The sequence below is a fragment of the Stenotrophomonas sp. 107298_Sma genome, from assembly GCF_056480345.1.
Genome location: NZ_CM151094.1, coordinates 4172172 through 4197294 on the forward strand (window position 1 = coordinate 4172172; position 25123 = coordinate 4197294).

Consider the following 25123-nt stretch of genomic DNA (forward strand, 5'->3'; position numbering starts at 1 on the left):
CGCTTCCCCCATGCCCCCACTGGAGTGAGTCGATGAGTCGTGAGCGCGTTCCCCACCTGGTTGTTGTCGGCGGCGGTTTTGCCGGTCTCTGGGCCACCCGTGCCCTGGCCCGCGAGCGCATACGCATCACCCTGGTCGACCGCCGCAACCACCATCTGTTCCAGCCGCTGCTGTACCAGGTGGCCACCGCCGGCCTGTCCGCGCCGGATATCGCCGCACCGCTGCGCCACATCCTCGGCCACCAGCGCAATGTGGAAGTCCGTCTCGGCGAAGTGGTCACCATCGACAAGCAGGCCCGACAGATCCGCATGGCCGATGGCAGCACGCTGGACTACGACACCCTGCTGCTGGCCACGGGCGCCACCCACGCCTACTTCGGCAACGACCAGTGGGCCGATGATGCCCCCGGCCTGAAGACCCTGGACGATGCCATCGCGCTGCGCCGCAAGCTGTTGCTGGCGTTCGAACGTGCCGAGGCCGAACCGGACCCGGCGAAGAAGGCGGCGTGGCTGAGCTTCGCCGTGGTCGGCGGTGGCCCCACCGGTGTTGAACTGGCCGGCACCCTGGCAGAGATCGCACGGCATACGCTGCGCAACGAGTTCCGCCATATCGATCCGGCCAGCGCCAAGGTGCGGCTGGTCGAAGCTGGCCCACGCGTGTTGTCTTCGTTCCCGGAAGTGCTTTCGCTGAAGGCACGCCGACAACTGGAGAAACTGGGCGTGGAAGTGCTGACCGGCACCCCGGTGAGCGACATCGACAGCCAGGGCTTCAAGCTCGGCGATCAATTCGTGCCGGCACGCACGGTGGTATGGGCCGCCGGTGTGGCTGCTTCACCGCTGGCGCGTACACTGGACGTGCCGCTGGACCGCGCCGGCCGCGTGCAGGTGCAACCCGACCTGACACTGCCTGGCCATCCGGAGCTGTTCGTGGCCGGCGATCTGGCCGTGCTGAACCAGGCCAACGGCAAGCCGGTACCCGGCGTTGCGCCCGCCGCCAAGCAGATGGGCAAGTACGTGGCCGAGGTGCTCCGCGCGCGCCTGCACGACAAGCCGGCGCCAGGTCCCTTCAAGTACGCCGACTTCGGCAACCTCGCCACCATCGGCCGCATGGCTGCAATCGTGCACTTGGGCAGGCTGCAGCTCTCGGGCATCCTCGCCTGGTGGTTCTGGCTGGCCGCGCACGTGTTCTTCCTGATCGGTTTCCGCAACCGCATCGTGGTGCTGCTGAACTGGGCCGTGGCGTACTGGAGCTACCAGCGCAGCGCGCGCATCATCTTCGGTGATGACCAGGAAGACCGGCGGCCGAGGCGCTAGGGCCGCACGCATGTTCCTGTAGAGCCGAGCCCATGCTCGGCTCACGGCGCCTTCGGCTTCGGGTACCACAGCGCGTTGACGATCACCCAGCCCTGCTCGAAGCGGCCCATGTGGAAGTAGTCGACGAACCACGGCGTTTCCAGCCGCACCGATGCGGCGTTGCCGGTCACGTCCAGCACCGTGCAGCGGCGATCCCATTGATCTTTCGGGGTCTTCAACGCGCCCTGCTTCGTCAACGCAACCAGCTCTTCCTTCGACATCCGGCGCAGGCCCAGGCGTTCGTCCGGTGTATCACCGAGCACCGCACGTTTGGCCAGGTCCGGATGCAGGGAACGGGCGACGCGCTGCGGGTCGGCCTCCAGCTGGCCATCCACGTAGTCATGGCAGGTGGCTTCGATGGCTGCGATCGTGGCGGCGTCGGCGGCAGGGCTTGCTGCTGCGGAAAGTGCGAACAACAGGGCAACGGTGGACATCCGGGTCTCCAGCGCTGAAGGCTGGGCGATCATGGCATGGCCGGATGCGCCCCATCCACGCATGGCGTGGATCTACTGCAACAGCCAGGCCAGTTTGCGTTCGCGCGGCTGCCGCTTGAGCTCCCATTCGGCACGTGAGGCCGCTGCTCGGTCCGGGTACTCGCGCACCGCCAGGACCCGCAGTGGTGGCCGCGACCGGGTGTAACGCGCGCCCTTTCCGGCCTGGTGGGCAGCGAAACGCGCGTCCACGTCGGTGCTGATGCCGGCGTAGTAGCTGCCATCGCGGCATTCGAGCAGGTACAGGAACCACGGGCGGAGGGACGGTGCCATGCCCGGATTATGCCGTGCTGCACTGCAGCGGATATACTGGCGCCCGAATGCAGGAGAGAGGCGCCGCGCTGGCGCCCGCCGAAGGCGCAGGCTCCCATGATCGCTCAGGCCGGTGGGCTGGAATCCCACCAACCATGCATTCGACTCGCCGAGCTGGAGAGAGGTCACCGGGCACGCCCGGGACGATCCGCCGAAGGGGCACGCGGCCCATGCCGCTGAACTCTCAGGCAAAAGGACAGCGGGAGCGGCACCGGTCATCGTCATCCCGTCATTGCGCAGGCAATGGCGATAGTGGCGCATGGCCGGCCCCACCGCGCCCGGAGCCTGTCCCATGCTGTTGTCCATCATCTACCTGATCGCCATTTCCGCCGAAGCCATGACCGGCGCGCTGTCCGCCGGCCGCCGCCGCATGGACCTGTTCGGTGTGGTCATGATCGCCTGCGTCACCGCCCTCGGCGGCGGATCACTGCGCGACATCCTGCTCGGCCACTATCCGCTGGGCTGGGTGAAGCATCCCGAGTACCTGGGCTTCACCGTGTGTGCGGCGCTGATCGCCACCTGGGTCGCACGCTGGATGCACCACTTCCGCCGCACCTTCCTGGTGCTCGATGGCCTGGGCCTGATCGCCTTCACCCTGATCGGCTGCTCGATCGCGCGTGAGGCCGGCCATGCCATGCCGATCGTGCTGATTGCCGGCATGCTGACAGGCGCCTTCGGCGGCGTGCTGCGCGACATCCTCTGCAACGAGGTGCCGCTGATCTTCCAGAAAGAGCTGTACGCGATCATCGCGCTGCTGACCGGCGCGGCCTACCTGTTGCTGCTGCACTGGGGCGTGGCCGACGCTACCGCGATCCTGTGCTGCCTGGGCGGCGGCTTCGCGCTGCGCCTGCTGGCGATCCACTACCGCTGGGAAATGCCGAAGTTCGTCTATCACGACGAAGTGCATTGATTGCTTGATGGTAGTGCCGGCCGCTGGCCGGAAACACGGCACACGCCCGCAGATTCCAGCCGGTTGCAGGCCGGCGGCCGGCACTACCGATTGCGTTGCATGACGTTGGTCATGCGGCATTGGCCGGGGTGATTGGCTACCATTGTCGCCCCGTCGCTGCCGCGACGGCATCCAGCCACGCCGCGCCCGCGGCCCCGCCAGACACTCCCTCCCCGCTGCCCGTGGTGCCGTGAACGCACCGACGGGCCCGCATGTCCCTGCGCGCGCAGGGCGCAGGATGCCCCATGTCTGTCGCCGAAAACTCCCGCTTCCGTCGTGCCCGCCCGTTGCTGATCATGCTGGGCGTTGCCCTTGCCGGCGGCCTGCTGTGGGGGTTCTGGCCACGCACGGAGGCCGGTGCCGGCGACGATGCACCCGGCAAGACGGTACCCGTGCGCATCGCCCGCGCCAGCGCCGAGCCGCTGGTACTGCGCCTGAAGGCGGTCGGTACGGTCACGCCGCTGCACAGCGTGGTGGTACGCAGCCGTGTGGATGGCGAACTGCTGCGACTGCATTTCCAGGAAGGCCAGCAGGTGAAGGCCGGCGATCTGCTGGCGCAGATCGACCCGCGCCCGTATGAAGTGAAGCTGGCGCAGGCCAAGGGCACCCAGCAACAGAACCTGGCCGAGCTGGAGAACGCCGAGCGCCAGCTGCAGCGCTACCGCGAACTGCAGAAGCAGAACTACGTGTCCGGGCAGGAACTGAGCGACCAGCAGAGCAAGGTGCGCCAGCTGCAGGGCCGCCGCCTCAGCGATCAGGCGTCTGTTGACGAGGCGCGCCTGCAGCTGCAGTACACCCGCATCACCGCACCGGTCAGTGGCCGCGTCGGGCTGCGCCGGTTGGACGTGGGCAACCTGGTACGCGCCAGCGATGCCGAAGGCCTGGTGACGCTGGCACAGACCGCACCGATCAGCGTTCTGTTCACCGTGCCCGAACCCGAGCTGCCGGCGCTGCTCGATGCCGTGCAGGTGCAACCCGCGCTGGCAGTGGAAACCTGGGACCGCGAAGAAGGCCGGCAGCTTGCCAGTGGCGCGCTGTCCAGTGTCGACAACCGCATCGATACCGCCACTGGCACGCTGAAACTGCGTGCGCACTTCGACAACCACGATCTGGCGCTGTTCCCCAACCAGTTCGTCAACGTCCGCCTGCAACTGGGCGAGCAGCGCGCGCTGCTGATTCCCGATGCCGCCGTGCAGTTCGGCAGCCAGGGCAACTACGTGCATATCGTCGACAAGGACAACAAGGCACAGCGCCGCAACGTGGTGCTCGGTCCGGCCGACGATGGACGCGTGGCCGTGCGCTCCGGACTGGTGGCCGGCGACCAGGTGGTGATCGAAGGCATCGACGGGCTGGAAGACGGCACGGCGGTGGAGATCATCACCGAGGAGGCCGCGATCAAGGCCGGCGCATGAATCTCTCGCGCCCGTTCATCCTGCGCCCGGTCGCAACGACTCTCCTGATGGTGGCGTTGCTGCTGTCCGGTGTACTGGCCTACCGCCTGCTGCCGGTGGCCGCACTGCCGCAGGTCGACTATCCGATCATCCAGATCACAACGCTGTATCCGGGGGCCAGCCCGGAACTGACCACACGCACCATCACCGCGCCGCTGGAACGCCAGCTCGGGCAGATTCCCGGTCTGAAACAACTGTCGTCGACCAGTTCCGGCGGCGCCTCGGTCATTACCCTGCAGTTCGGGCTGGAGGTGTCGCTGGGCGTGGCCGAGCAGGACGTGCAGGCCGCCATCAACGCGGCAGGCAGCTTCCTTCCCGGAGACCTGCCGGTACCGCCGGTGTACCGCAAGGTCAACCCGGCCGACACACCGATCCTGACATTGGCGGTGACCTCGCAGGGACTGTCGCTGCCGCAGGTGCACGATCTGGTCGATACGCGCATTGCCCAGCGTCTGGCGCAGCTGCCCGGCGTCGGGCTGGTCAGCCTGGCCGGCGGCCAGCGCCCTGCGGTGCGCATCCAGGTCAATCCAGCGGCACTGGCCGCCAACGGCCTGGGCATGGACCACATCCGTACCGCGATTGCTGCGGCCAACGTCAACCTGCCCAAGGGCAGCTTCGATGGCCCGATCCGAGCGGTGATGCTCGACGCCAACGATCAGATGCGCAGCGTGGCCGAATACCGCGCGCTGGCACTGGCCTGGCGTGACGGCGCGCCACTACGGCTGGGCGATGTGGCCACCATCAGCGATGGCGCTGAGAACCGGCAGCTGGCCGCCTGGAGCGGCACTACGCCGGCAGTTCTGGTGAACATCCAGCGCCAGCCCGGTGCCAACGTGATCGCCGTGGTCGAGCAGGTGCGAGCATTGCTGCCGCAGCTGCAGGCCACGCTGCCGGCCGGCGTGCAGATGGACGTGCTGAGTGACCGCACCGAATCGATCCGCGCGTCGGTGCGCGGCGTGCAGAAGGAACTGGTGCTGGCCATCGCGCTGGTGGTGCTGGTCACCTGGGTGTTCCTGCGCAATCTGCCGGCCACACTGATTCCCAGCGTTGCAGTGCCGCTGTCGCTGGTCGGCACCTTCTCGGTGATGCTGCTGGCCGGCTATTCGCTCAACAACCTCACGCTGATGGCACTGACCATCGCCACCGGCTTCGTGGTGGACGACGCCATCGTGATGCTGGAGAACATCGCCCGCCATCTGGAGGACGGCGAAAGCCCCCGCGAGGCGGCGCTCAAGGGTGCAGCGGAAATCGGCTTCACTCTGGTCTCCTTGACGGTCTCGCTGATCGCGGTACTGATCCCGCTGCTGTTCATGGCCGACCTGGTGGGCGCGCTGTTCCATGAGTTCGCGGTGACGCTGGCGGTAGCCATCGGCATCTCGCTGCTGGTCTCGCTGACGCTGACGCCGATGCTGTGCGCGCGCTTCCTGAAGCCGCATGCGAAGGGGTCAGAGCCCCACGGGGATCTGACCCCGGCCCAGGGGTCGGATCCAGCCAGGGCTCCGACCCCAAAACAAGATGTCTTCGACCGCGTCATCACCCTTTACGACCGCCAGCTGCGCTGGGTGCTGCAGCGCCAGCCGCTGATGCTGCTGGCCACGGTGGCGACGCTGGCACTGACCGTAGCGCTGTACTTCGCCGTGCCCAAGGGTTTCTTCCCGGTGCAGGATGCCGGCCTGGTGCAAGGCATCAGCGAGGCGCCACAGGCTATCTCGTTCCAGGCCATGCGCGAGCGCCAGCAGGCGCTGGCGGCGGCCATCGAAGCCGACGAGGCAGTGGCCAGCGTCTCGTCCTACATCGGCGTGGACGGCAACAACGCCACGCTCAACACCGGCCGCCTGCTGATCGAACTGAAACCGCATGGCGACCGCGACGGTGCCGCCGTCGTGATGGAACGGCTGCAGCAGCGCGTGGCGAAGATTCCCGGCATCACCCTGTACCTGCAACCGGTGCAGGAACTGGGCATCGAAGACCGCATCAGCCGCAACCAGTACCAGTTCACCCTGACCACGCCGGATCTGGAAGCGCTGGAAAGCTGGACACCGAAGCTTCTGCAGGCCTTGCGCCAGTCGCCGGCGCTGCGTGATGTGTCCAGCGATCTGCAGATGCAGGGGCGGCAGGCGCGCGTGGCGATCGACCGCGATGCGGCGGCGCGCCTGGGCGTAAGCGTGGAAGCGGTAGCCGATGCCCTGTACGACGCCTATGGGCAGCGCCAGATTTCAACCATCTTCACCCAGGCCAGCCAATACCGGGTGGTGCTGGAAGCCGATCCGTCGCGCCAGCCGGGACCGGAAGCCATCACCGGCCTGCGCGTGCGCAACAGCGCCGGGCAGACCGTGCCGCTGGGTTCGGTAGCGCGTGTAGAGGTGGGTCCGTCCGCGCTGCTGCGCAATCACGTGGGCCAGTTCCCGGCGGCTACGCTTTCGTTCAATCTTGCCCCGGGCGCTTCGCTGGGCGAAGCGGTGGATGCCGTGCTCGCCGCGCGCGCGCAGGTGAATCTGCCGCAGAGCATCGAACTTCGCCTGCAGGGCGCGGCGGCCGCCTTCAGCAGCTCGCTATCGTCCACGTTGTGGCTGATCCTGGCGGCCGTGGTAGTGATGTACATCGTGCTGGGCGTGCTCTACGAGAGCTTCATCCATCCCATCACCATCCTGTCCACCCTGCCCTCGGCCACCGTGGGTGCATTGGCCGCACTGTGGCTGAGCGGACGCAGCCTGGATCTGATCGCGGTGATCGGCATCGTGCTGCTGATCGGGCTGGTGAAGAAGAACGCGATCATGATGATCGACTTCGCGCTGGACGCGCAGCGCACACGCGGCATGTCACCACGCGAGGCGATCCATCAGGCCGCGCTGCTGCGCTTCCGGCCGATCCTGATGACCACGCTGGCCGCACTGTTCGGCGCGGTACCGCTGATGCTGGCCAGCGGTTCCGGCGCCGAGCTGCGGCAGCCACTGGGCTGGGTGATGGTGGGCGGACTGCTGGTCAGCCAGGTATTGACGCTGTTCACCACGCCGGTGATCTACCTGGCCTTCGACCGCCTGCAGCGTGGCCGTGCAGCGGCCCCGACGGGCGCTGACGAGGCACGCGCGTGACCCCCATCGCGCGCCTGGCGCAGGCCTGCGTGCAGCGCCCGGTAGCAACGATCCTGCTGGCGGTGGCACTGGTGCTGGCCGGCCTGCTGGCGCTGCGGCTGTTGCCGGTGGCGCCGCTGCCACAGGTGGACTACCCAGCCATTGAAGTCAGTGCCAGCCTGCCCGGCGCCTCGCCCGAATCGATGGCCGCCACCGTGGCCACGCCGTTGGAGCGTGCGCTGGGCAGCCTGCCCGGCATCTCGCGCATCGATTCGGCCAGCACCCAGGGCCAGACCCAGATCGAACTGAAGTTCGTACTCGGCCGTGATATCGATGAGGCCGCACGTGAAGTGCAGGCCGCGATCAACCTCGCTCGCGGCCAGCTGCCCAGTGGCATGCCGGGCATGCCGCAGTACCGCAAGGTGAATCCTTCGCAGGCACCGATCCTGGCACTGGCACTGACTTCGGACACGCGCTCGCCAGGCCAGCTGTATGACCTGGCCTCCACCGTGCTGGCGCAGAAGCTGTCGCAGGTACCAGGCGTTGGCGAAGTGCAGGTGGGCGGCAGTGCCTTGCCGGCAGTGCGTGTGTCGCTGGATCCGAACGCACTGAACCACGCCGGGCTGGCGCTGGAAGACGTAGCCCAGGTCATCGCCCGCGCCAATGCGGTGCGCCCGTTGGGTGCGGTGGGGGATGCGCACCAGCAGTGGCAGCTGGAAGCGCCGCTGCAACTGCGCCAGGCCGCGCAGTATCGCGAGTTGGCTCTGAAGGTGAGCGACGACCGCACGCTGCGGCTGGGCGATGTAGCCGCCGTTGCCGATGGCGTGGAGGACCGCTATGCCAGCGGCTTCCACAACGAACGCCCGGCCGTGCTGCTGATCGTCAGCCGCCAACCCGGCGCCAACATCATCGCTACCGTCGATGCCATCCAGGCGCAGCTGCCCCAGCTGCATGCACTGCTGCCCTCCGGCGTGGACATGCGGCTGGTGATGGACCGCTCGCCGGTAATCCGCGCCACCCTGCATGAGGCAGAGCTCACCCTGGTGCTGGCGATCGTATTGGTGGTGCTGGTGGTGCTGGCCTTCCTCGGCCACTGGCGTGCTGCACTGGTGCCCAGCGTGGCGATCCCGGTGGTGCTGTTCGGTACGCTGGCGCTGATCGCGCTGATGGGCTTCTCGCTCAACACGCTCTCGCTGATGGCGTTGATTGTCGCGGCGGTGCTGGTGGTGGACGATGCCATCGTGGTGCTGGAGAACATCGCCCGCCATCGCGAACTCGGCGCGGACCGCTGGCAGGCGGCGGTGCGTGGCGCATCGGAAGTCGGTGCCACGCTGCTGTCGATGAACGTTGCACTGGCCGTGGTGTTCGTCGCCATCCTGTTCCTGGATGACTTCGTCGAACGCCTGTTCCGCGAATTCTCGCTGACCCTGGTGGCGGCAATGACGGTCTCCGTGCTGGTCGCGCTGAGCCTGGTTCCGATGCTGTGTGCACGATTGTTCGTGGATGCCGCGCAGCAACCCTCGCGTTGGCAGCGCGGCAGCAATGCACTGTTCGAGCGCGTGCGCGGCGCTTACCTGCGCACGCTGCAGGCCAGCCTGCGCCGGCTGCGCTGGCCGTTGCTGGCCTTCGTTGCAGTCATCGCGCTCAACACGTGGCTGTTCCAGCAGGTGCCCAAGGGCATCGTGCCCAAGCAGGACACCGCGCAGCTGCGCGGCTTCGCCCGTGGCGATGACGGCCTGTCCTTCCAGGCCATGCAACCGAAGATCGATGCGTACAGGAAGCTGTTGCTGTCCGACCCGGCCATTGAGGACATCATCGGCTACATCGGTGGCAGCAACGGGGTCAACAACGCCTTCATCATGATCAAGATGAAGCCTCTGGCCGATCGCAAGGTCTCCAGCCAGGAGGTGATTGACCGCCTGCGCGCGCGGCTGCCCAAGCTGCCCGGCGGCAATCTCTATCTGTGGGTGGACCAGGACATCCGCCTGGAGGGCGCAGGCAGCAGTGGCAAGTACGAGTTCCAGCTGCTGTCGGCCGATACAGCACCGCTGCGCGAATGGGCGCCGAAGGTGGCTGCCGCGCTGCGTGGCCTGCCCGAACTGGTGGACGTGGAAGCACAGGGCGAAGCAGGCATGCGCCAGGTGATGCTGGACATCGACCGCGAAGCAGCCGCGCGCCACGGCGTGGACCTGCGCACGGTGGCCAACATGCTCAACAACTCCTTCAGCCAGCGCCAGGTCGCCACGCTGTACGACAGCCTCAACCAGTACCGCGTGGTGATGGAGCTGGACCCGAAGCACACCCAGGACCCGGGCACGCTGCCACGCCTGCAGGTGATCGATGGCAACGGCCAGCGCATTCCGCTGTCGAGCATCGCCAGCTGGCGCTATGGCATGGCACCGGACCGGGTGTACCACAGTGAGCAGTTCGCCTCGATCTGGATCGAGTTCGCGCTGGCACCGGGGGTGGGCCTGGAACAGGCCACGCAGGCAATCGATGGTGCGATGTCGAAACTGATGCTGCCACGTTCGGTACAGGGCAAGCTGTCCGGTGAGGCCGGCGGCCTGGAGCAGCTGCGTTCGCGCCAGCTGTGGCTGGTGCTCGGCGCCACGCTGGCGGTCTACCTGGTGCTGGGCATCCTCTACGAGAGTTTCATGCAGCCACTGGTGATCCTGTCCACCTTGCCCTCGGCCGGCATCGGCGCACTGCTGGCGCTGTGGCTGTTCGGCAACGAACTGAACCTGATCGCGCTGCTCGGTCTGTTCCTGCTGGTCGGTGTGGTGATGAAGAACACCATCCTGCTGGTGGACTTCGCGCTGGCCGGCGAGCGGCGTGGCCTGACTGCACGGGACGCGGTGATGGAAGCAGCGCGATTGCGCCTGCGGCCGATCCTGATGACCTCGCTGGCGGCGCTGCTGGGCACGCTGCCGCTGATGCTGGCCAACGGCGAAGGCTGGGAACTCCGGCAACCGCTGGGAATCGCCATTGTGGGCGGGTTGCTGGTCAGCCAGTGGCTGACGCTGTACACCACCCCGGCGATGTACCTGGCGCTGTCGCTCATGCGCAGCGCCAGGCGCATCGCCGGTGCAGATGGGCCGGCCTCCAACTCCGACCGGCCCTGATCGCGGCCGCACCCCCGCAGGCGCTGGCCGCCATCCACACACGTGCCGCACTCAGGCGGCTTCGGACACCTTTACGTCGCGACGGGCGCGCACGGCCGCAGCCAGTCGCTCCAGCACCGTCACGGTGGTGTCCCAATCGATGCACCCATCGGTGATGCTCTGCCCGTAGACCAGCGGCTGGCCTTCCACCAGCTCCTGGCGACCACCGACCAGATGGCTCTCGATCATCACGCCAACGATGCGCTGTTCACCGTCTTCCAGCTGAACGGCGATGTCGTCGATCACCTTCGGCTGGTTCTCCGGGTTCTTCAGGCTGTTGGCGTGGCTGGCATCGATCATCAAACGCGTCGGCAGCTTGGACTTGGCCAGCACCTGGCAGGCCTCGGCAACGCTGCCCGCGTCGTAGTTCGGCTGCTTGCCACCGCGCAGGATCACATGGCAATCCGGGTTGCCGGTGGTCGACACGATGGCCGTGCCGCCCTGCTTGGTGACCGACAGGAAGTGATGCGGATTGGATGCCGCACCCACTGCGTCAGCGGCGATCTTCACGTTGCCATCGGTGCCGTTCTTGAAGCCGACCGGGCACGACAGCCCCGAAGCCAGCTCGCGGTGTACCTGGCTCTCGGTGGTACGCGCACCGATCGCGCCCCATGCCACCAGGTCGGCGATGTACTGCGGCGAGATCACGTCGAGGAACTCGACACCGGCCGGCAGGCCGAGCTTGTTGATGTCGCGCAGCAGGCCGCGGGCGATGCGCAGGCCCTTGTCGATCTTGAAGCTGCCGTCCAGGTCCGGGTCGTTGATCAGGCCCTTCCAGCCCACCGTGGTGCGCGGCTTCTCGAAGTACACGCGCATGACGATTTCCAGTTCGCCGGCCAGTGCGTCGCGCAGCGGCTTCAGGCGCTGGGCGTACTCAATGGCAGCGTTCGGGTCGTGGATCGAGCACGGGCCCACCACCACCGCCAAGCGGTCGTCACGGCCGTGCAGGATCTGGTGCAGGGCCGCGCGCGAGGCGCTGACGGTGTCGGAAGCTTCATCGTCACAGGGCAGCATCGCCAGCAGCTGGGCAGGCGGTGTCAGCGGTTCGATGGTGCGGATACGCAGGTCGTCGGTGTGCGGGGGCATTGCGGGAGATCTCCGGAACGTTGGGGGTCCCCAGCGTGGCGGCATGAAAAAAGCCGCCAGGTTCGCTGGCGGCTTTCGGGAATGCGTCTGAAGCTTTCTTCAGGGTGAGCGCAGTCCTTCCTCCGCCAGTGGCTTCGGAAAGTAATACCAGTAAAAGCTGGTGGGGGCTGCGTTCATGGGTTGTATTGATAGCACAGCTTTTGCGCAGTGCAAAATGTTTCATCCGCAACTGGGAACGCGGTTCAGCGATGGGCCCGTCTGGGACGACTACGCGGCGGCACGCATGCGAAGTCGCTCATCTGCCATGCACTTCCACGTCCAGCAGCAGGCCTTCATGGATGTCCGCCCAGCGCTCCAGCACGCGGTCCAGCTCCTGCCTGGCTTCGTCCAGCTGCTCGGGGTTGAGCAGGGAGCGCGCGGTATAGAGATCGGAGACCAGCTGCCGCAGCGTCGTTTCCGGAATGGCCACCGACGGCCCTTCCTGCCCCGGCACCTGCAGCGCCGGGCTGGCACCAAGAGGGCCGAACAACGTGACCTGGAGCTTGCTCTGCATGATCAACTTCCCTGCGGACGGACATGGGCAATGCACTGTTTACCGTGTCTCGGTGACAGGCGCATGTGCCATCCATGCCGTGGGCTGGGCCATGCGAGCGCTCTTCACGTCGTTACAGCGCAGCCAGATCAGCCAAGTGCTGGGCCATGCCGTCCACCGCGCCTACCGCATGGGTGGTGGTGAAGTAGTCGTGCCAGCCGGTGGCGGCGATGCCCGCCACCAGCGCGTCGGCCTCCTCGCGGCTGGCGCAGCGCCAGACCGCGTAGAACTGCTCACCACTGCCGCGCGGTACGCCCGTGGCAATGCGGCCCATCGCCAGCGGCATGATGCGGGCCGGATCGAACTGCTGCATACCGGAGCCGATGAGGGCGAAGAAGGCCGCGCGTTGTTCGGGAGGCAGCGTGGTCCAGGCGGGGGTGGCGCTGTAGAGCTCGATGAGCGTGTGCGGCATGGTGGTCTTCCCTGAGGTGGTCGATTGGCGTCCGCCGGGCATGGGCCGGCGCTACCGGGATTGCAGCGAGCGCAGTGCGCGCTTGCGGATGTAGGCATTGGCAGCGCTGTCGCGTTCGCGCTGCCAGCGCGTGCAGAGATCAAGCAGCCACTGCGGCTGCATCCTGCCAGCATCGTTGAGCCAGTTGCCAACCGAATCCTGCACATAGCGCTCGGGATCGTCGGCGAGTGCTTCCAGCACCGGCAACGCAAGTTCCGGACGCTGCTTGAACAGCGCGATATGCGTGGCCCAGACGCCGCGCGGGCGCAGCGCCTCGCAGGCGAAGCGACGCAGGTACGGCGATGCGTCATGCGTCCACGGCTGCAGGTACTCAAGCGCCTGCATCGGCGCAGCAACGATGTCGGCACGCAATGCCAGCCACGCCCATTCGCGCACGCCGAAGTGCGGGTCATCGGCCAGCGGTCGCATCGCCTGCAGCTTCGTTGCCAGCGGTGTAGAGGCATCGCTGCCGATCAGATAGCAGGCCCAGCCGCGCACGGTGTCAGAGCTGTGAGCCTGCCAGAGCGCAGGCGTGCCCTGCCCCGCCCCGCGCAGCAGCTGTGCGGCCAAACCCATGCGTCGGGTGATGCCCTTTCCCGCAGCGTCGCGCATGCGTTGCAGCGCATCCGGTCCAAGTGCGGGGGCTACCACCTGCAGCAGCGCAGCGAAGTCCACTGCAAGGCACTCGGCCAGATGGGTCGTCGCGACGCTGCCACGGTTGAGCGCACGCAGGCGCTCTGCGGCGATGGCACCGCTCATGCCGCAGTCTCACGCCCGGCGTCGGTGTGCTGCCAGACCTTGTGCAGCAGCTGCGAAAGCTGCTGCTGTTCGCCAGCTTCGAGCCCATTGAACAGGCCACCGATCCACTGCGTGTGCTGGTCGAACAATGACTCGGCCAGACGCGCGCCCTTTGCGGTCAGCACGATCTGCAGGCGGCGGCCATCCTCGGCATCGCTGCGACGCTGCAGCAGGCCTTCGCGCTGCAGGCCATCGAGCAGGCCGCTGATGGTGGCGCGGGTGACGCCTGCGCGCTCGGCAAGTTCATGCGGCGGCAGCGTGCCACCTGCACCGTGCAGCAGGAACAGCACGATGAAGCGCCCCTCGCTGAGACCCTGTGGCGCCAGACGTGTGGCGCAGTCGCGATCGATCGACGATGACAGCGACAGCAGCTGGAAGCACAGGCGCAGCTGCGCGACGTTGGCATGGCCTCGTCGCTGTGCCTCGTCCAGCAGGGCATGGTGCTTGGCTTCGAGTATCATCGATACCCACATGATTAGGCGCCTAATCATAAACCAGAAAGATGACGTTCAGTCAATCGACATGCGATGTCAGGAGGCCGATCCCAGCACCAGGCGTGCGATCAATCCCCCTCCGTCACGTTGCAGCAGCTGCAGTTCACCCGCATGCCGCCGTGCCACGTTGGCGGCGACGGCCAGACCGAGGCCGGTCCCACCGGTGGCACGACTGCGCGAGCTTTCGCTGCGCTGGAAGGGTTGCAGCAGGCGCACGCGATCGGCCTCGGCGATGCCCGGTCCGCGATCCATCACGTCCAGCTGCACGCGATTGCCTGCCATGGCAACCCGCAGGTGCACGGCACCGGCATAACGAGCGGCGTTGTCGATGAGGTTGTCGATGGCCCGCCGCAGCAGGAGCGCATCCCCCTGCCACGGCAGCACGTCCGGTCCCTCTGCAGAAATATCGACACCGCGCAGCAAGGCGCTCTGCACGCATTCCTCCAGCAACGCGGCCACGTCCAGTGCTCGCAACTCCAGCGGTTGCAGCTCCCCGCGTGCGTAATCGAGCACCTGCTCGATCATCGTGTCCATGCGCTCGATGTCGGCCACCATCCGCGCTGCCTGTGGCGGCGGTGCAAACTCCGCACGCAGGCGCAGGCCGGTCAGCGGCGTGCGCAGGTCGTGCGCCACGGCCGCCAGCATGCGGGTCATGTCCTGCGCCTGGTCGCGCAGGCGCTCACGACCGCTGCTGATCGCTGCGGCCAGCACCTGCACCTCGCGTGGGCCATCGTCCGGCAGCGGCGTCCCGTCCTGCAGATCAACCCGCGCGCTGGCTTCGGCCAAGCGGCGCAGGGGCCGCCCGATGCGGAGCGACGCCCAGGCCGCCAGCGGCGCCAGCAGCAGCGTGCCGGCCAACAGTGCAAGCAGAACCTGACCGCGCCAGGCCGCCAGATCACTGTGATCGCTGCCGACCACCTGCCAGCGATCATCGGCCCGGCGCACACCCAGCTCGAACGGCGGCCACTGCATGGCGGTCAGCAGGGCCGCCTGTGACGTCAGCACTCCGGCACGCCCTGAAGCATCCAGCACCGTACCGCCCTCGATGACCTGCACATCGGGGGCCTTGCCCTGCCCGGCCCAGACCAGGCGCACGTGATCCACCGGTACACCCAGCTGCAAGGCGGCCAGCTCGGTCAGCCAGTCGCTGCTGCGGCCTTCCGGTGCCGAACTGACGACCGATAGATGCAGCCCCAGCGGCGCCGCCGCACGTTCCCCCCGCAGCACCTGCAGAGCCTGATCCAGGCGCATCGGCGGCGGCGCCGGTCGTGGCATCCAGCCCACCACCGCCACGCTGACCAGGGTGGCCAGCAGCAGGCTGGTGAGAGCCAGCATTGCGATCCAGCGCGCAGTGGACCAACGGGCACTCACAGCACCTGGACCTCGGCATTGAAGCGATAGCCTTCGCCGCGCAATGTCTGTACCAGGGCTTCAGCGCCGGGCGCGGCCTGCCCCAGCTTCCGACGCAGGCGGCTGATTGCCAGGTCGATGGCACGATCCACGCTGTCGCTCGGCTCGCCGCGGCTCAGCTGCAGCAGCTGCTCGCGCGCCAGCACCCGCCCGGGACGTTCGGCCAGCACCAGCAGCAGAGAGAACTCACCGCGGCTCAGTACCAGCTCCGCTCCATCCGGCGCGATCAGGCGGCGTTGTTCGGGCAGCAGCCGCCAGCCGGCGAAGCGCAGCTCACTCGCCACCTGGGTGCGCAGCTTGTCCTGCCGGCGCAGCAGCGCACGCACCCTTGCCAGCAGCTCACGCGGGTCGAACGGCTTGGCCAGGTAATCATCCGCGCCCATTTCCAGACCGATCACCCGGTCCGGGGCACTGCCCATCGCCGACAGCATCAGGATCGGGATGGCCCGTGCCTGCAGCCGGCGGCAGACCGACAGGCCATCCTCGCCGGGCATCATCCAGTCGAGGATGATCACATCCGGTCGTTCGGCCTGCAGCAGCATATCCAACGCCATGGCACCGGCCGCCACGCGCACCTGGTAGCCATGCAGCAGCAGGCAGTCGGCGATGGCATCTCGGATGCTGGCGTCGTCATCGACGACGATGACCCGGGCGGGAGCGTTCATGTGCTCAGTATCAGCCAGCTGTGTATCAGGACGGTATCAACGCCGATATTCCCGCGATACGCCCGTGCCCGCCAATGGTCTCTCCACCCTCACTGCTGAGACATCCCGTGCGCCTCACCTTGCTTCCCCTGCTTGCTGCCTCGCTGCCTGCGCTGGCGGCCGATGCTCCCGAACACGTACTGCCGATGTGGATGCAGGGGGGTCATCCAGCCGTGGCTGTCTCGCTGGACGGGCGCGCCGAACCACTGCGTTTCGTGGTCGACAGTGCGGCCGGTGCAACCCTGGTGGATGACCGTGTGGCCCGGCGCTATCGCCTGGAAGACACCGATGCGGCGGTTTCACATGCCCAGGGTGCCAGCGCAAAGGCAGCCGCGCTGCGGAGGATGCGCACCACCTCTTGGCGGCTGGGCAGCTGGCAGCTGCAGGCGAGCGGCACGCAGGCCGACCTGTCCTCGTTGGCGAAGGACGATGAAGCGGCCATTGATGGCCTGGTCGGCAACGACCTGACCGGGCGCTGGGACACGCGCTGGGACTTCGGCCGTGGCGAGCTTGCCTTGTGGGCGCCGGGGCGTCTCGCGCTGGATGGAAACGGCTGCCAGGCCAATGCCCTGCCCGATCGCAGTGCCGGGCTGCGCCAGTTCGGCTTCATCACGCTGGCACTGGGCGAGACCGGTGTGGAGGCCGTCGCCGTGGTCGATACCGGCGCGGCGCAGACCGTGCTCAATGCCGAAGCCGCCCGTGCGCTGGGCGTGCGCACCGATGGCAGCGACATCCGCGTGCGGGTACGTGAGAAGGGCACCGAGGGCCTGGGCGGCGGGAAGCAGGCCACCTGGCTGTACACCCTGCCGAGCATGACCAGCGCTGGCTGGCGGCATCCACCGATGGAAGTCCGGATCAGCGAACTGCCCGTGTTCAAGGCGATCGGCCTCGAGACGCGACCCGCGCTGATTCTCGGCGCCGACGCCATGCAGGGTGGGCAGGTGGACATCAGCACCGGGGCGTCGCGCATCTGCCTGCGCCGGCCGGCCAGCTGAGCGCCGGCCGACGCCATTCCTACTGCGCTACCAGTCCATCACCCGCGGCGTCGGCCCCGGGTGCGACGGGAACAATGGCAGCACCTCTTCGGCCAGTTCCTGCAGCACCTCATCTGCGGGCCGCTCGGCGAACTGGATGCCCAGCGCGGCATGATTGACGCCTGCCTGCTGCCAGGCCTGCAGCAGCTCTATCAGGCCCTTGCGGCCGGTGCGCAGGGTATAGCCCCCTTGCAGCGGCGTGCGTGGATGATCCGGGTCGTCCACCAGGTCGATCCATTCGTTGGTCATGTGCGGGCGGAAGCCACCATCCGGGATCAGCGCGCGCCAGGCGCCGATCTTCGTGGCCAGCCGCTGCGGACCAGCGTTGTCATGAGTGGCCTCTGGGTAGGTCAGCCAGCCATCGGCATGCTGGCCGATCCACTCCAGCGGCTGGCGTGCGCCACCGGTGACAACCAGCGGAACGCGGCCGTTGACCGTGGGCGGCAGCAACTGCAGGCCCTGTTCGGCCCAGGCATGCGTCATCCGCCCGTCCGCGCCCGGCTGCAGCCAACGCCGCATCTCACCCATCGCGCTGGCGAAGCGCTCACCGCGCGCCGCGTGCTCCAGCCCGTAGGCGGGAAACTCCAGCGGACGATCACCGGAGGCAACGCCCATCACCAGGCGCCCACCGGACAGCTGATCGACCGACGCCGCCGCCTTCGCCAGATCGATCGGATGGCGCAGTGGCAACACCACGCTGCCGGTGGCCAGAGCTACGCGCTGCGTGCGCGCCGCCAGCCACGCAAGGTAGGTGAATGGATCGAACAATTGGCCCGCATCGCCGAACATCGGGTCGTACAGCGGCACATCACGCACCCACACCGCGGCAAAGCCGTGGCGGTCGATGTCCTCCACCAGCCGCGCCTGGCCCTGCAGCACGGCCATGTCGCCCTGGTAGAAGCGCAATGGCAGGTAGATGCCCAGGGTCAGTGCATCGGGGCGGAACATGCGCTGGTAGCCTGGGTGCGTGGCAAAGGCCGGGGCCGACGCACCCGGCATCACGATGGAGTCGTTCATGAGCGTTGCCTCCTTACGGGCCAGTGGCCGGTTCGGGCAACTGCACGCCGCGCTGTACCGCAGGGCGTGCGGCAACGCGCGCGTACCACGCGCTCAGATGGCGATGCTGCGAGAAATCGATATCGATGATGTGGGCGATATGCAGCCAACCGAAGTGGGCGATGTCGGCGATCGAGTACTGATCACCGGCCAGCCACTCGCGCCCGTGCAGGCGCTGGTCGAGCACGGCGAACAGATCGTCGCTCAACCTGCGATAGCGTTCGATTGCGGCCATGTCGGGCTGTTGTGCGAAGTGCTCGAAGTGCACGCGCTGGCCGAGGATCGGGCCGACGCTGGCGGCATGGAACATCAGCCAGGTCAGTGTCTGCCAGCGTGCAGACGGCTCGGAAGGCAACAACGCGTTGCCCTGCTCGGCCAGGTACATCAGGATCGCCGCGGATTCGAAAATGACGATGCCACGCGCGCGATCCTCCAGCACCGGTATGCGGCCATGCGGATTGAGCTGCAGGAAATCGGGATGTCGGTGCTCGCCCGCGTCGATGCGGACGTGATGCAGGCGATACGGCAGGCCCAGTTCTTCCAGCGCGATGGTGGCCTTGAAGCCATTGGGCGAGCTGTCGGTGTACAGGTGCAGCGAAGGTTCGTTCATGGGGTTCCTGGACGGCAGGGAGCGACGGCACGCGCCAGCCTTCGATGCACGAGGGCCGACGATGCGGAAACAGGCGCTGCAGCAGCCGTGCAGGCAGTCTAGGAAAGGCCGCCGTGGCGGGGAAACGATGTCTTCTGCACGGGGAGTTGAGCCTGGCTCAACTTGCGCGACGGGTGCGCGACAGCCTGCGCCGCGGTCGATATGCTGTCGCCGCGCGGTGGATGCCGGCGGAGCAACGGGAGAACGGAATGGGGGCGGTTTTGCCGCTGCTGGGCCTGCGGGCCTTTGTTGAAACCGGCCGCCACGGCAGCCTGACCGCTGCCGCCGAAGCGATGGGAGTAACACCCGGCGCAATCAGCCAGCAGCTGCGGCAGCTGCAGGAACGCCTGGGCGTGAACCTGTTCGATCGCACCCGTCATGGCGTGGTGCTCAGCGCGGCGGGCGCGCGCGTGTACCCGGAACTGCTGCTGGCTTTCGAGCAGATCGCACAGAGCCTGCAGGCACTCGAACGCTGGGAAACGCGGCGCACGCTGCGTATCAGCGCCGCACCCAGTTTCGCCGCGCAATGGCTGGCGCCACGCCTGGGTGAATTCAGCGCACTGCAACCGCAGGTGGACGTGCAGCTCGATGCCAGCCCGGCGCTGGCCGACCTGCGCCGCGATGGTGTGGACATCGCGATCCGCCACGGGCTGGGGCGCTACCCCGGACTGCATGCCGAGCATCTGCTGGCGCCGGTGCTGCTGCCAGTGGCCAGCCCTGCGCTGCTGGCCAGCGCGCCCGCCGTGGGCACCGTGCAGGATTGCCTGCAGCTGCCGCTGCTGCAGGATGCCGATCGCAGCGACTGGCGGCTGTGGTTCCAGGCACAGGGCCTGGCGGCCGATGAGCGGCTGGAGCGCGGCCCTGCTTTCGATGACGACCTGTTGCTGATCCGTGCGGCGGTGGCCGGGCAGGGCATCGCGCTGGTACGCGACATCCATGCGGCCGAAGAACTGGCCAACGGGCGCCTGCAGGTGGTGATCGACCAGCCATGGCCGCAGGCCTTCGCCTACTACGCAGTGACGCGCGCCGATGCAGATGGCAATCCGGCGCTGCCTGCCTTCCTGGCGTGGTTGCGCGCAGCGCTGCAGGGCCAGTAGATCCACGCCATGCGTGGATGATTCCCCCGCTTACCGCGCCTGCTCGAAGAACATCAGGTACACCAGCCGGCCGTTCTCCGGCCGGTCGCCGAACGCCGGCCCGGCGGTGTGCCAGAACCAGGGCCGCAGCAGCACCAGCCGGTTGAAGCGCATCGGAATGCGCATCGTCATCTCCCACTGGCTGTCGTCGATGCTGTCGCGCTCGATGATGTCGCGATGCATGTCGCCGCCATTGGCATAGCCCAATGCGGCCAGCTCGCTGGCATCCAGGGCCATCCGTTCGGTGTTGGTGCGGCGGTGACGGAAGAACTCGGTGCCGCCCTCGCAGTGCTCCGGCGCGCTCAGGTAGAGGATGCCGGACCAGTGAGAGTGGTCTGTGTGCACTTTCGCGCGGCCGACATCCCCGGCCAGGGTCAGACGGAACTTGCCGTGCGACTGCAGTGGGTTGACCGGTCGCAATGGTTCATTGACCAGCCGCGACGCAGCTCCGGACAGGCCGTCCAGCTCCAGCCGCTCCAAGGAGTTGCGGCCGGGGAATGCGCCTTCCTGTGCCGGATAGGTCAGGCCCAGCGCCGCCTGGCGCAGGCCGTGCGCATCGGCGGGAGAAAGGAAGTCGTCAACGACGATGAACGAGGTAGGCATGGACGCCGAGCGTAGCGATGCGTTGACGCGGCGGCAACCGGGCAACGAAAAACCCCGCCTTGCGGCGGGGTCTTTCACAGCAGCAGAGAAGCGTGCCGGCCCAAGGCCGGCCGCTTCCGGTGCAGCACAGGACCTTAGAAGTCCATGCCGCCCATGCCACCCATGCCGCCCATGCCACCGGCGCCACCCATGGCCGGCTCGTCCTTCTTCGGAGCTTCGGCAACCATGGCTTCGGTGGTGATCATCAGGCCAGCGATCGAGGCTGCGTTCTGCAGCGCCGAACGGGTCACCTTGGTCGGGTCCAGGATGCCGAACTGCAGCATGTCACCGAACTCGCCGGTGGCGGCGTTGTAGCCGAAGCTGCCGGTGCCTTCCTTGACCTTGTTGACGATGACCGACGGCTCTTCGCCGGCGTTGGCAACGATCTCGCGCAGCGGGGCTTCCATCGCGCGCAGGGCGATCTGGATGCCGTGGTTCTGGTCTTCGTTGGCACCCTTCAGGCCAGCCAGCGCGGAGACCGCACGGACCAGGGCAACGCCGCCGCCCGGGACCACGCCTTCTTCAACGGCTGCACGGGTGGCGTGCAGGGCGTCGTCGACGCGATCCTTCTTTTCCTTCATTTCGATTTCGGTCGAGGCACCGACCTTGATCACGGCAACGCCACCGGCCAGCTTGGCCACGCGTTCCTGCAGCTTCTCGCGGTCGTAATCCGAGGAGGTGTCCTGGATCTGGGTCTTGATCTGCGCAACGCGCGAATCGACCGCAGCCTTGTCACCCACGCCATCGATGATGGTGGTGTTTTCCTTGGAAACCTGCACCTTCTTGGCGCGGCCCAGGTCCTTGATGGTGGCCTTTTCCAGCGACAGGCCCACTTCTTCGGAGATCACGGTGCCGCCGGTCAGCACGGCCATGTCTTCCAGCATCGCCTTGCGACGGTCGCCGAAGCCCGGAGCCTTGACGGCCACGACCTTGACGATGCCACGGATGGTGTTGACCACCAGGGTCGCCAGCGCTTCGCCTTCGACTTCTTCAGCGACGATCAGCAGCGGCTTGCCGGCCTTGGCGACGCCTTCCAGCACCGGCAGCAGGTCACGCACGTTGGAGATCTTCTTGTCGTGCAGCAGGATGAACGGGTCATCCAGATCAGCGGTCTGCGACTGCTGGTTGTTGATGAAGTACGGGGACAGGTAGCCGCGGTCGAACTGCATGCCCTTGACCACGTCCAGCTCGTTGTCCAGGCCCGAGCCCTCTTCAACGGTGATCACGCCTTCCTTGCCGACTTCCTTCATCGCGTCAGCGATGATCTGGCCGATCGACTCGTCCGAGTTGGCCGAGATGGTGCCGACCTGGGCGATCGCCTTGTCGTCAGCGGTCGGCTTGGAGATGCTCTTCAGCTCGTTGACGGCGGCCACGACGGCCTTGTCGATACCGCGCTTGAGGTCCATCGGGTTCATGCCGGCGGCAACAGCCTTGGCACCTTCGCGAATCAGGGCCTGGGCCAGCACGGTGGCGGTGGTGGTGCCGTCGCCAGCGTCGTCGTTGGTGCGGGAAGCAACTTCCTTCACCATCTGCGCGCCCATGTTCTCGAACTTGTCAGCCAGTTCGATTTCCTTGGCGACGGAGACGCCGTCCTTGGTGATGGTCGGAGCGCCGAAGCTCTTTTCCAGCACGACGTTGCGGCCCTTCGGGCCCAGGGTGGCCTTGACGGCATTGGCGAGAACGTTGACGCCGCGCACCATGCGCGAACGGGCGTCTTCACCGAAACGAATATCCTTGGCAGCCATTGCAGTTACCTCTTTGGTAGCGCCGGGCGATGCCCGGCGGCTGGGAATTGGAGATCAGGGGATGAAGCAGGTCGCGCCGAAGCTCAGCCGATGACGGCGAGCACGTCGTCTTCGCGCAGGACCTTGTACTCGACGCCTTCGCTCTTGTACGAGCTGCCGGCGTACTGGCCGTAGATGACCTTGTCACCGACCTTCAGCGACGGAGCGCGCACGCTGCCGTTGTCCAGCGGCTTGCCCGGGCCCACGGCCACGACTTCACCCTTGGTGGACTTTTCCTTGGCCGAATCCGGGATCACGATGCCACCGGCGGAGATTTCGTCGGCTTCGATCGGCTTGACCACAACGCGGTCGTGCAGCGGCTTGATGCTCATGAGAGACCTCTTAAGTTATTGATTGGTCTGAAAAAGTCTGGCGATGTTAGCACTCACCCAAGGTGACTGCCAGCATTGCTCGCGAAAAAGCCCGACGAATCGGGAGCAGGACAGAGATGGAGCTGGCCCCGGGCCTTTCAAGGCCGATCCCGCAAAAAAATTCACCGCCCGGCAAAGGCGCACCCAGGTGCTGCGTGAAGGCGGGGTTCCGCGTGCAACGCGACAAGCGGATGCCCGCAACCCTCGACATTTGGTGATACGCGTCGCACTGTCAGATATCTGACGTTCATTTACGACAAAGTGTCACTGGATCGGCCTTAGGCTCGGCCGCGCATTCCCAATCACAAGGAGTAGTCGATGCGATTGCTGTCCCCGCTTGCCGCTGCCTGCCTGCTGGCACTGGCCGCCGCGCCGGCCCAGGCCGAGGTCTTCATCAACGAACTGCACTACGACGACAGCACCGCCGCCGGCGACGTCGGCGAAGCGATCGAGGTCGTGGCCACCGCCGGTGAGGATCTGTCCGGCTACCGCCTGTACCTCTACAACGGCAGCAATCCGTCGGCCGCCACGGTCTACGCCAACAATCCGGTTCCCGCCGGTACCGCTGCAGGCTGCGGCAGCGCCAGCATCGCCGTGGTCACCTACCCCACCAACGGCCTGCAGAACGGCCCGAACGATGGCATTGCCCTGGTCGACGCCAGCGGCAAGGTGGTCCAGTTCCTCAGCTACGAGGGTGCCATCACAGCGTCCGGCGGGCCCGCGGCCGGCATGACCAGCCAGAACATTCCGGTGGCCGAGACCAATAGCACGGCCCCGGGCACCTCGCTGCAGCTGACCGGCAGTGGCAGCCAGTACGCCCACTTCACCTGGGCCGAGTCGGCCAGGCAGACCTTCGGCAACTGCAACAACGGCCAGACCTTCAGTGGTGGCGGCACCCCGGGCCCGAACACGCCGCCGTCGGTGTCCACCACCACCCCGGCCCAGGGCAGCAGCACCTTCCCCGCCGCCGCCGACCTGGAAGTGGTGTTCAGCGAGACGGTGAACCTGGCCAGCGGCGCGTTCGCCCTGAGCTGCGGCACTTCCGGCAGCGTACCGCTGACTTTCCCGTCCAGCGGCCGCAGCGTGAAGCTGTCCACCAACACTGCGCTGGTGGCCGGTGAAGCCTGCCGCTTCGACATCCGCGCCGCGCGCATCACCGACCTGCAGGGCGCACACCCGGCCGCCGACAGCCGCATCGCCTTCGCCGTGGCCAGCACCGGTGGCAATCCGGACCCGGGCAACCCGGGCGTGCCGGCCGGTTACTACTCCAAGGTCAACACCAGCAGCCCCAGCCAGCTGCGCTGTTCGCTGCACGCCACCATCAAGGGCCACACCGCCTACCCGTACAGCGGCTCGGGCACCAGCACCTGGACCATCCTGGAGATCGCCGACGAGGATCCGAACAACAGCGGCAGGATCCTGGATGCGTACCGCAACCGCAGCTACGCCAAGGGGACCGATCGCGCCGGCAGCGGCGGCGGCCTGAAGTACAACCGCGAGCACACCTGGCCGAACTCGCTGGGCTTTGCCAGCACCACCGGCGACAAGGGCCTGCCGTACGCGCCCTACACCGACACCCACATGCTGTACCTCACCGACGCGCAGTGGAACGCCGACCGCGGCAACAAGCCGTTCGGCAAGTGCGATGCCAACTGCGGCGAGCGTGCCACCGAAGCCAACAACGGCCACGGCGGTGGCAGCGGTGGCTACCCGGGCAATTCGAACTGGGTGCGTACACCGGATGGCAATGCCGGTACCTTCGAGGTGTGGGGCCATCGCAAGGGCGACATGGCACGCGCGGTGATGTACATGGCCATCCGCTATGAAGGTGGCAAGGATGCGGCCACCGGCCAGTCCGAACCGGACCTGGAACTGACCGACGACCGCAGCAAGATCGTCAAGACCAGCAGCTCGCCGGCCTACATGGGCCTGCTGTCGACCCTGATCGACTGGCACCTGTCCGATCCGCCGGATGCCGCCGAGCAGGCGCGTAATGACGTGATCTACTCGTTCCAGGGCAACCGCAACCCGTTCATCGACCACCCCGAGTGGGCCACCCCGGGCCTGTTCACCTCGGCCAAGCCGGCCACCTGCCAGCTGGCCAACTGACCGCGCAACGCAGCGGTCCA

The 25123-nt window shown here is 67.1% G+C and carries 22 protein-coding genes and 2 riboswitches; of the genes, 8 read left to right on the forward strand and 14 right to left on the reverse strand.

Translation table 11 applies throughout. The features are described 5' to 3' along the window. Positions 1-32: 32 nt before the first annotated feature. On the forward strand, positions 33-1313 hold the full coding sequence (locus tag ACZK2G_RS19340; protein WP_046984250.1) for an NAD(P)/FAD-dependent oxidoreductase: 1281 nt from the start codon (positions 33-35) through the stop codon (positions 1311-1313). Between the two features lie 41 nt (positions 1314-1354). Here ACZK2G_RS19340 and ACZK2G_RS19345 read toward each other — a convergent pair whose 3' ends face one another. Further along, positions 1355-1786 (reverse strand): nuclear transport factor 2 family protein, encoded by a 432-nt coding sequence (locus tag ACZK2G_RS19345; protein WP_478474145.1) that lies wholly within the window; start codon positions 1784-1786, stop codon positions 1355-1357. Between the two features lie 72 nt (positions 1787-1858). Further along, a complete protein-coding gene (locus ACZK2G_RS19350) occupies positions 1859-2116 on the reverse strand; it encodes a GIY-YIG nuclease family protein (RefSeq protein WP_295380731.1) in 258 nt (85 codons plus the stop codon). A gap of 40 nt (positions 2117-2156) precedes the next feature. Next, a riboswitch (glycine riboswitch) is annotated at positions 2157-2246 on the forward strand. A 13-nt stretch (positions 2247-2259) separates the two neighbouring features. Then, positions 2260-2363, forward strand: a riboswitch (glycine riboswitch). Between the two features lie 84 nt (positions 2364-2447). Here ACZK2G_RS19350 and ACZK2G_RS19355 point away from each other — a divergent pair. The 4 genes from ACZK2G_RS19355 (at position 2448) to ACZK2G_RS19370 (ending at position 10748) form a co-directional block, all read left to right on the forward strand. Beyond that, positions 2448-3065, forward strand: a complete 618-nt coding sequence (locus tag ACZK2G_RS19355) for a trimeric intracellular cation channel family protein (RefSeq protein ID WP_005411215.1) — start codon at positions 2448-2450, stop codon at positions 3063-3065. A gap of 284 nt (positions 3066-3349) precedes the next feature. Continuing rightward, positions 3350-4516, forward strand: coding sequence for an MdtA/MuxA family multidrug efflux RND transporter periplasmic adaptor subunit (locus tag ACZK2G_RS19360; RefSeq protein WP_046984247.1), 1167 nt, complete (start codon positions 3350-3352; stop codon positions 4514-4516). Further along, positions 4513-7647 carry a multidrug efflux RND transporter permease subunit gene (locus ACZK2G_RS19365; protein ID WP_478474146.1) on the forward strand — a complete coding sequence of 1045 codons (3135 nt, stop codon included), beginning with the start codon at positions 4513-4515 and terminating at the stop codon, positions 7645-7647. Before ACZK2G_RS19360 ends, ACZK2G_RS19365 begins: the two co-directional genes overlap by 4 nt. Then, complete coding sequence (locus ACZK2G_RS19370; protein ID WP_478474147.1) at positions 7644-10748, forward strand: efflux RND transporter permease subunit; 3105 nt, start codon at positions 7644-7646, stop codon at positions 10746-10748. Before ACZK2G_RS19365 ends, ACZK2G_RS19370 begins: the two co-directional genes overlap by 4 nt. Before the next feature lie 51 nt (positions 10749-10799). Here ACZK2G_RS19370 and ACZK2G_RS19375 read toward each other — a convergent pair whose 3' ends face one another. The 7 genes from ACZK2G_RS19375 to ACZK2G_RS19405 form a co-directional block, all read right to left on the reverse strand. Beyond that, positions 10800-11873, reverse strand: a complete 1074-nt coding sequence (locus ACZK2G_RS19375; RefSeq protein WP_046984245.1) for a 3-deoxy-7-phosphoheptulonate synthase — start codon at positions 11871-11873, stop codon at positions 10800-10802. A 295-nt stretch (positions 11874-12168) separates the two neighbouring features. Then, positions 12169-12426: a hypothetical protein gene (locus ACZK2G_RS19380; protein ID WP_478474149.1), complete on the reverse strand. Its 258-nt coding sequence runs from the start codon at positions 12424-12426 to the stop codon at positions 12169-12171. A 112-nt stretch (positions 12427-12538) separates the two neighbouring features. Next, the gene (locus tag ACZK2G_RS19385; RefSeq protein WP_295380740.1) at positions 12539-12877 is read right to left on the reverse strand and encodes a DUF6616 family protein; all 339 of its coding nucleotides are present in this window, start codon (positions 12875-12877) and stop codon (positions 12539-12541) included. Between the two features lie 51 nt (positions 12878-12928). Further along, the gene (locus ACZK2G_RS19390; RefSeq protein ID WP_046984242.1) at positions 12929-13675 is read right to left on the reverse strand and encodes a DNA alkylation repair protein; all 747 of its coding nucleotides are present in this window, start codon (positions 13673-13675) and stop codon (positions 12929-12931) included. Further along, complete coding sequence (locus ACZK2G_RS19395; RefSeq protein ID WP_046984260.1) at positions 13672-14172, reverse strand: MarR family winged helix-turn-helix transcriptional regulator; 501 nt, start codon at positions 14170-14172, stop codon at positions 13672-13674. The genes ACZK2G_RS19390 and ACZK2G_RS19395 overlap by 4 nt, the downstream gene beginning before the upstream one ends. Positions 14173-14244: 72 nt before the next feature. Then, positions 14245-15543: a sensor histidine kinase gene (locus ACZK2G_RS19400; RefSeq protein ID WP_136638560.1), complete on the reverse strand. Its 1299-nt coding sequence runs from the start codon at positions 15541-15543 to the stop codon at positions 14245-14247. A gap of 32 nt (positions 15544-15575) precedes the next feature. Then, complete coding sequence (locus tag ACZK2G_RS19405) at positions 15576-16283, reverse strand: response regulator (RefSeq protein WP_046984240.1); 708 nt, start codon at positions 16281-16283, stop codon at positions 15576-15578. Positions 16284-16357: 74 nt separating this feature from the next. On the opposite strand from ACZK2G_RS19405, the gene ACZK2G_RS19410 reads away from it, so the two are divergent. Next, a complete protein-coding gene (locus ACZK2G_RS19410) occupies positions 16358-17317 on the forward strand; it encodes a retropepsin-like aspartic protease (RefSeq protein ID WP_428709738.1) in 960 nt (319 codons plus the stop codon). Between the two features lie 27 nt (positions 17318-17344). Here the strand turns inward: ACZK2G_RS19410 and ACZK2G_RS19415 are convergent, their stop codons facing one another. After that, positions 17345-18373, reverse strand: coding sequence for an LLM class oxidoreductase (locus ACZK2G_RS19415; protein WP_478474151.1), 1029 nt, complete (start codon positions 18371-18373; stop codon positions 17345-17347). A gap of 13 nt (positions 18374-18386) precedes the next feature. Further along, positions 18387-19022, reverse strand: coding sequence for a glutathione S-transferase family protein (locus tag ACZK2G_RS19420; RefSeq protein WP_046984238.1), 636 nt, complete (start codon positions 19020-19022; stop codon positions 18387-18389). A gap of 248 nt (positions 19023-19270) precedes the next feature. Between ACZK2G_RS19420 and ACZK2G_RS19425 the strand changes: the two genes are divergently transcribed. Further along, a complete protein-coding gene (locus ACZK2G_RS19425) occupies positions 19271-20158 on the forward strand; it encodes a LysR substrate-binding domain-containing protein (protein WP_046984237.1) in 888 nt (295 codons plus the stop codon). 30 nt (positions 20159-20188) lie between these two features. Here the strand turns inward: ACZK2G_RS19425 and ACZK2G_RS19430 are convergent, their stop codons facing one another. From ACZK2G_RS19430 to ACZK2G_RS19440, 3 genes are all read right to left on the reverse strand, one after another. Continuing rightward, on the reverse strand, positions 20189-20800 hold the full coding sequence (locus ACZK2G_RS19430; protein WP_046984259.1) for a DUF6445 family protein: 612 nt from the start codon (positions 20798-20800) through the stop codon (positions 20189-20191). A 134-nt stretch (positions 20801-20934) separates the two neighbouring features. Then, positions 20935-22584 carry a chaperonin GroEL gene (gene groL, locus ACZK2G_RS19435; RefSeq protein WP_012512251.1) on the reverse strand — a complete coding sequence of 550 codons (1650 nt, stop codon included), beginning with the start codon at positions 22582-22584 and terminating at the stop codon, positions 20935-20937. An 83-nt stretch (positions 22585-22667) separates the two neighbouring features. Continuing rightward, positions 22668-22955, reverse strand: coding sequence for a co-chaperone GroES (locus ACZK2G_RS19440; RefSeq protein ID WP_006396661.1), 288 nt, complete (start codon positions 22953-22955; stop codon positions 22668-22670). Positions 22956-23312: 357 nt separating this feature from the next. Between ACZK2G_RS19440 and ACZK2G_RS19445 the strand changes: the two genes are divergently transcribed. Continuing rightward, positions 23313-25103, forward strand: coding sequence for an endonuclease (locus tag ACZK2G_RS19445; protein WP_478474153.1), 1791 nt, complete (start codon positions 23313-23315; stop codon positions 25101-25103). The last annotated feature ends 20 nt before the right edge of the window (positions 25104-25123 follow it).

What these genes read in the sequence shown, in the direction of transcription:
- ACZK2G_RS19340 (WP_046984250.1), top strand. Translation starts at nt 33, where the DNA reads ATGAGTCGTGAGCGCGTTCCCCACCTGGTTGTTGTCGGCGGCGGTTTT.
- ACZK2G_RS19345 (WP_478474145.1), bottom strand. Translation starts at nt 1,786, where the DNA reads ATGTCCACCGTTGCCCTGTTGTTCGCACTTTCCGCAGCAGCAAGCCCT.
- ACZK2G_RS19350 (WP_295380731.1), bottom strand. Translation starts at nt 2,116, where the DNA reads ATGGCACCGTCCCTCCGCCCGTGGTTCCTGTACCTGCTCGAATGCCGC.
- ACZK2G_RS19355 (WP_005411215.1), top strand. Translation starts at nt 2,448, where the DNA reads ATGCTGTTGTCCATCATCTACCTGATCGCCATTTCCGCCGAAGCCATG.
- ACZK2G_RS19360 (WP_046984247.1), top strand. Translation starts at nt 3,350, where the DNA reads ATGTCTGTCGCCGAAAACTCCCGCTTCCGTCGTGCCCGCCCGTTGCTG.
- ACZK2G_RS19365 (WP_478474146.1), top strand. Translation starts at nt 4,513, where the DNA reads ATGAATCTCTCGCGCCCGTTCATCCTGCGCCCGGTCGCAACGACTCTC.
- ACZK2G_RS19375 (WP_046984245.1), bottom strand. Translation starts at nt 11,873, where the DNA reads ATGCCCCCGCACACCGACGACCTGCGTATCCGCACCATCGAACCGCTG.
- ACZK2G_RS19380 (WP_478474149.1), bottom strand. Translation starts at nt 12,426, where the DNA reads ATGCAGAGCAAGCTCCAGGTCACGTTGTTCGGCCCTCTTGGTGCCAGC.
- ACZK2G_RS19385 (WP_295380740.1), bottom strand. Translation starts at nt 12,877, where the DNA reads ATGCCGCACACGCTCATCGAGCTCTACAGCGCCACCCCCGCCTGGACC.
- ACZK2G_RS19390 (WP_046984242.1), bottom strand. Translation starts at nt 13,675, where the DNA reads ATGAGCGGTGCCATCGCCGCAGAGCGCCTGCGTGCGCTCAACCGTGGC.
- ACZK2G_RS19400 (WP_136638560.1), bottom strand. Translation starts at nt 15,543, where the DNA reads ATGCTGGCTCTCACCAGCCTGCTGCTGGCCACCCTGGTCAGCGTGGCG.
- ACZK2G_RS19405 (WP_046984240.1), bottom strand. Translation starts at nt 16,283, where the DNA reads ATGAACGCTCCCGCCCGGGTCATCGTCGTCGATGACGACGCCAGCATC.
- ACZK2G_RS19410 (WP_428709738.1), top strand. Translation starts at nt 16,358, where the DNA reads ATGGTCTCTCCACCCTCACTGCTGAGACATCCCGTGCGCCTCACCTTG.
- ACZK2G_RS19415 (WP_478474151.1), bottom strand. Translation starts at nt 18,373, where the DNA reads ATGAACGACTCCATCGTGATGCCGGGTGCGTCGGCCCCGGCCTTTGCC.
- ACZK2G_RS19420 (WP_046984238.1), bottom strand. Translation starts at nt 19,022, where the DNA reads ATGAACGAACCTTCGCTGCACCTGTACACCGACAGCTCGCCCAATGGC.
- ACZK2G_RS19425 (WP_046984237.1), top strand. Translation starts at nt 19,271, where the DNA reads ATGGGGGCGGTTTTGCCGCTGCTGGGCCTGCGGGCCTTTGTTGAAACC.
- ACZK2G_RS19430 (WP_046984259.1), bottom strand. Translation starts at nt 20,800, where the DNA reads ATGCCTACCTCGTTCATCGTCGTTGACGACTTCCTTTCTCCCGCCGAT.
- groL (WP_012512251.1), bottom strand. Translation starts at nt 22,584, where the DNA reads ATGGCTGCCAAGGATATTCGTTTCGGTGAAGACGCCCGTTCGCGCATG.
- ACZK2G_RS19440 (WP_006396661.1), bottom strand. Translation starts at nt 22,955, where the DNA reads ATGAGCATCAAGCCGCTGCACGACCGCGTTGTGGTCAAGCCGATCGAA.
- ACZK2G_RS19445 (WP_478474153.1), top strand. Translation starts at nt 23,313, where the DNA reads ATGCGATTGCTGTCCCCGCTTGCCGCTGCCTGCCTGCTGGCACTGGCC.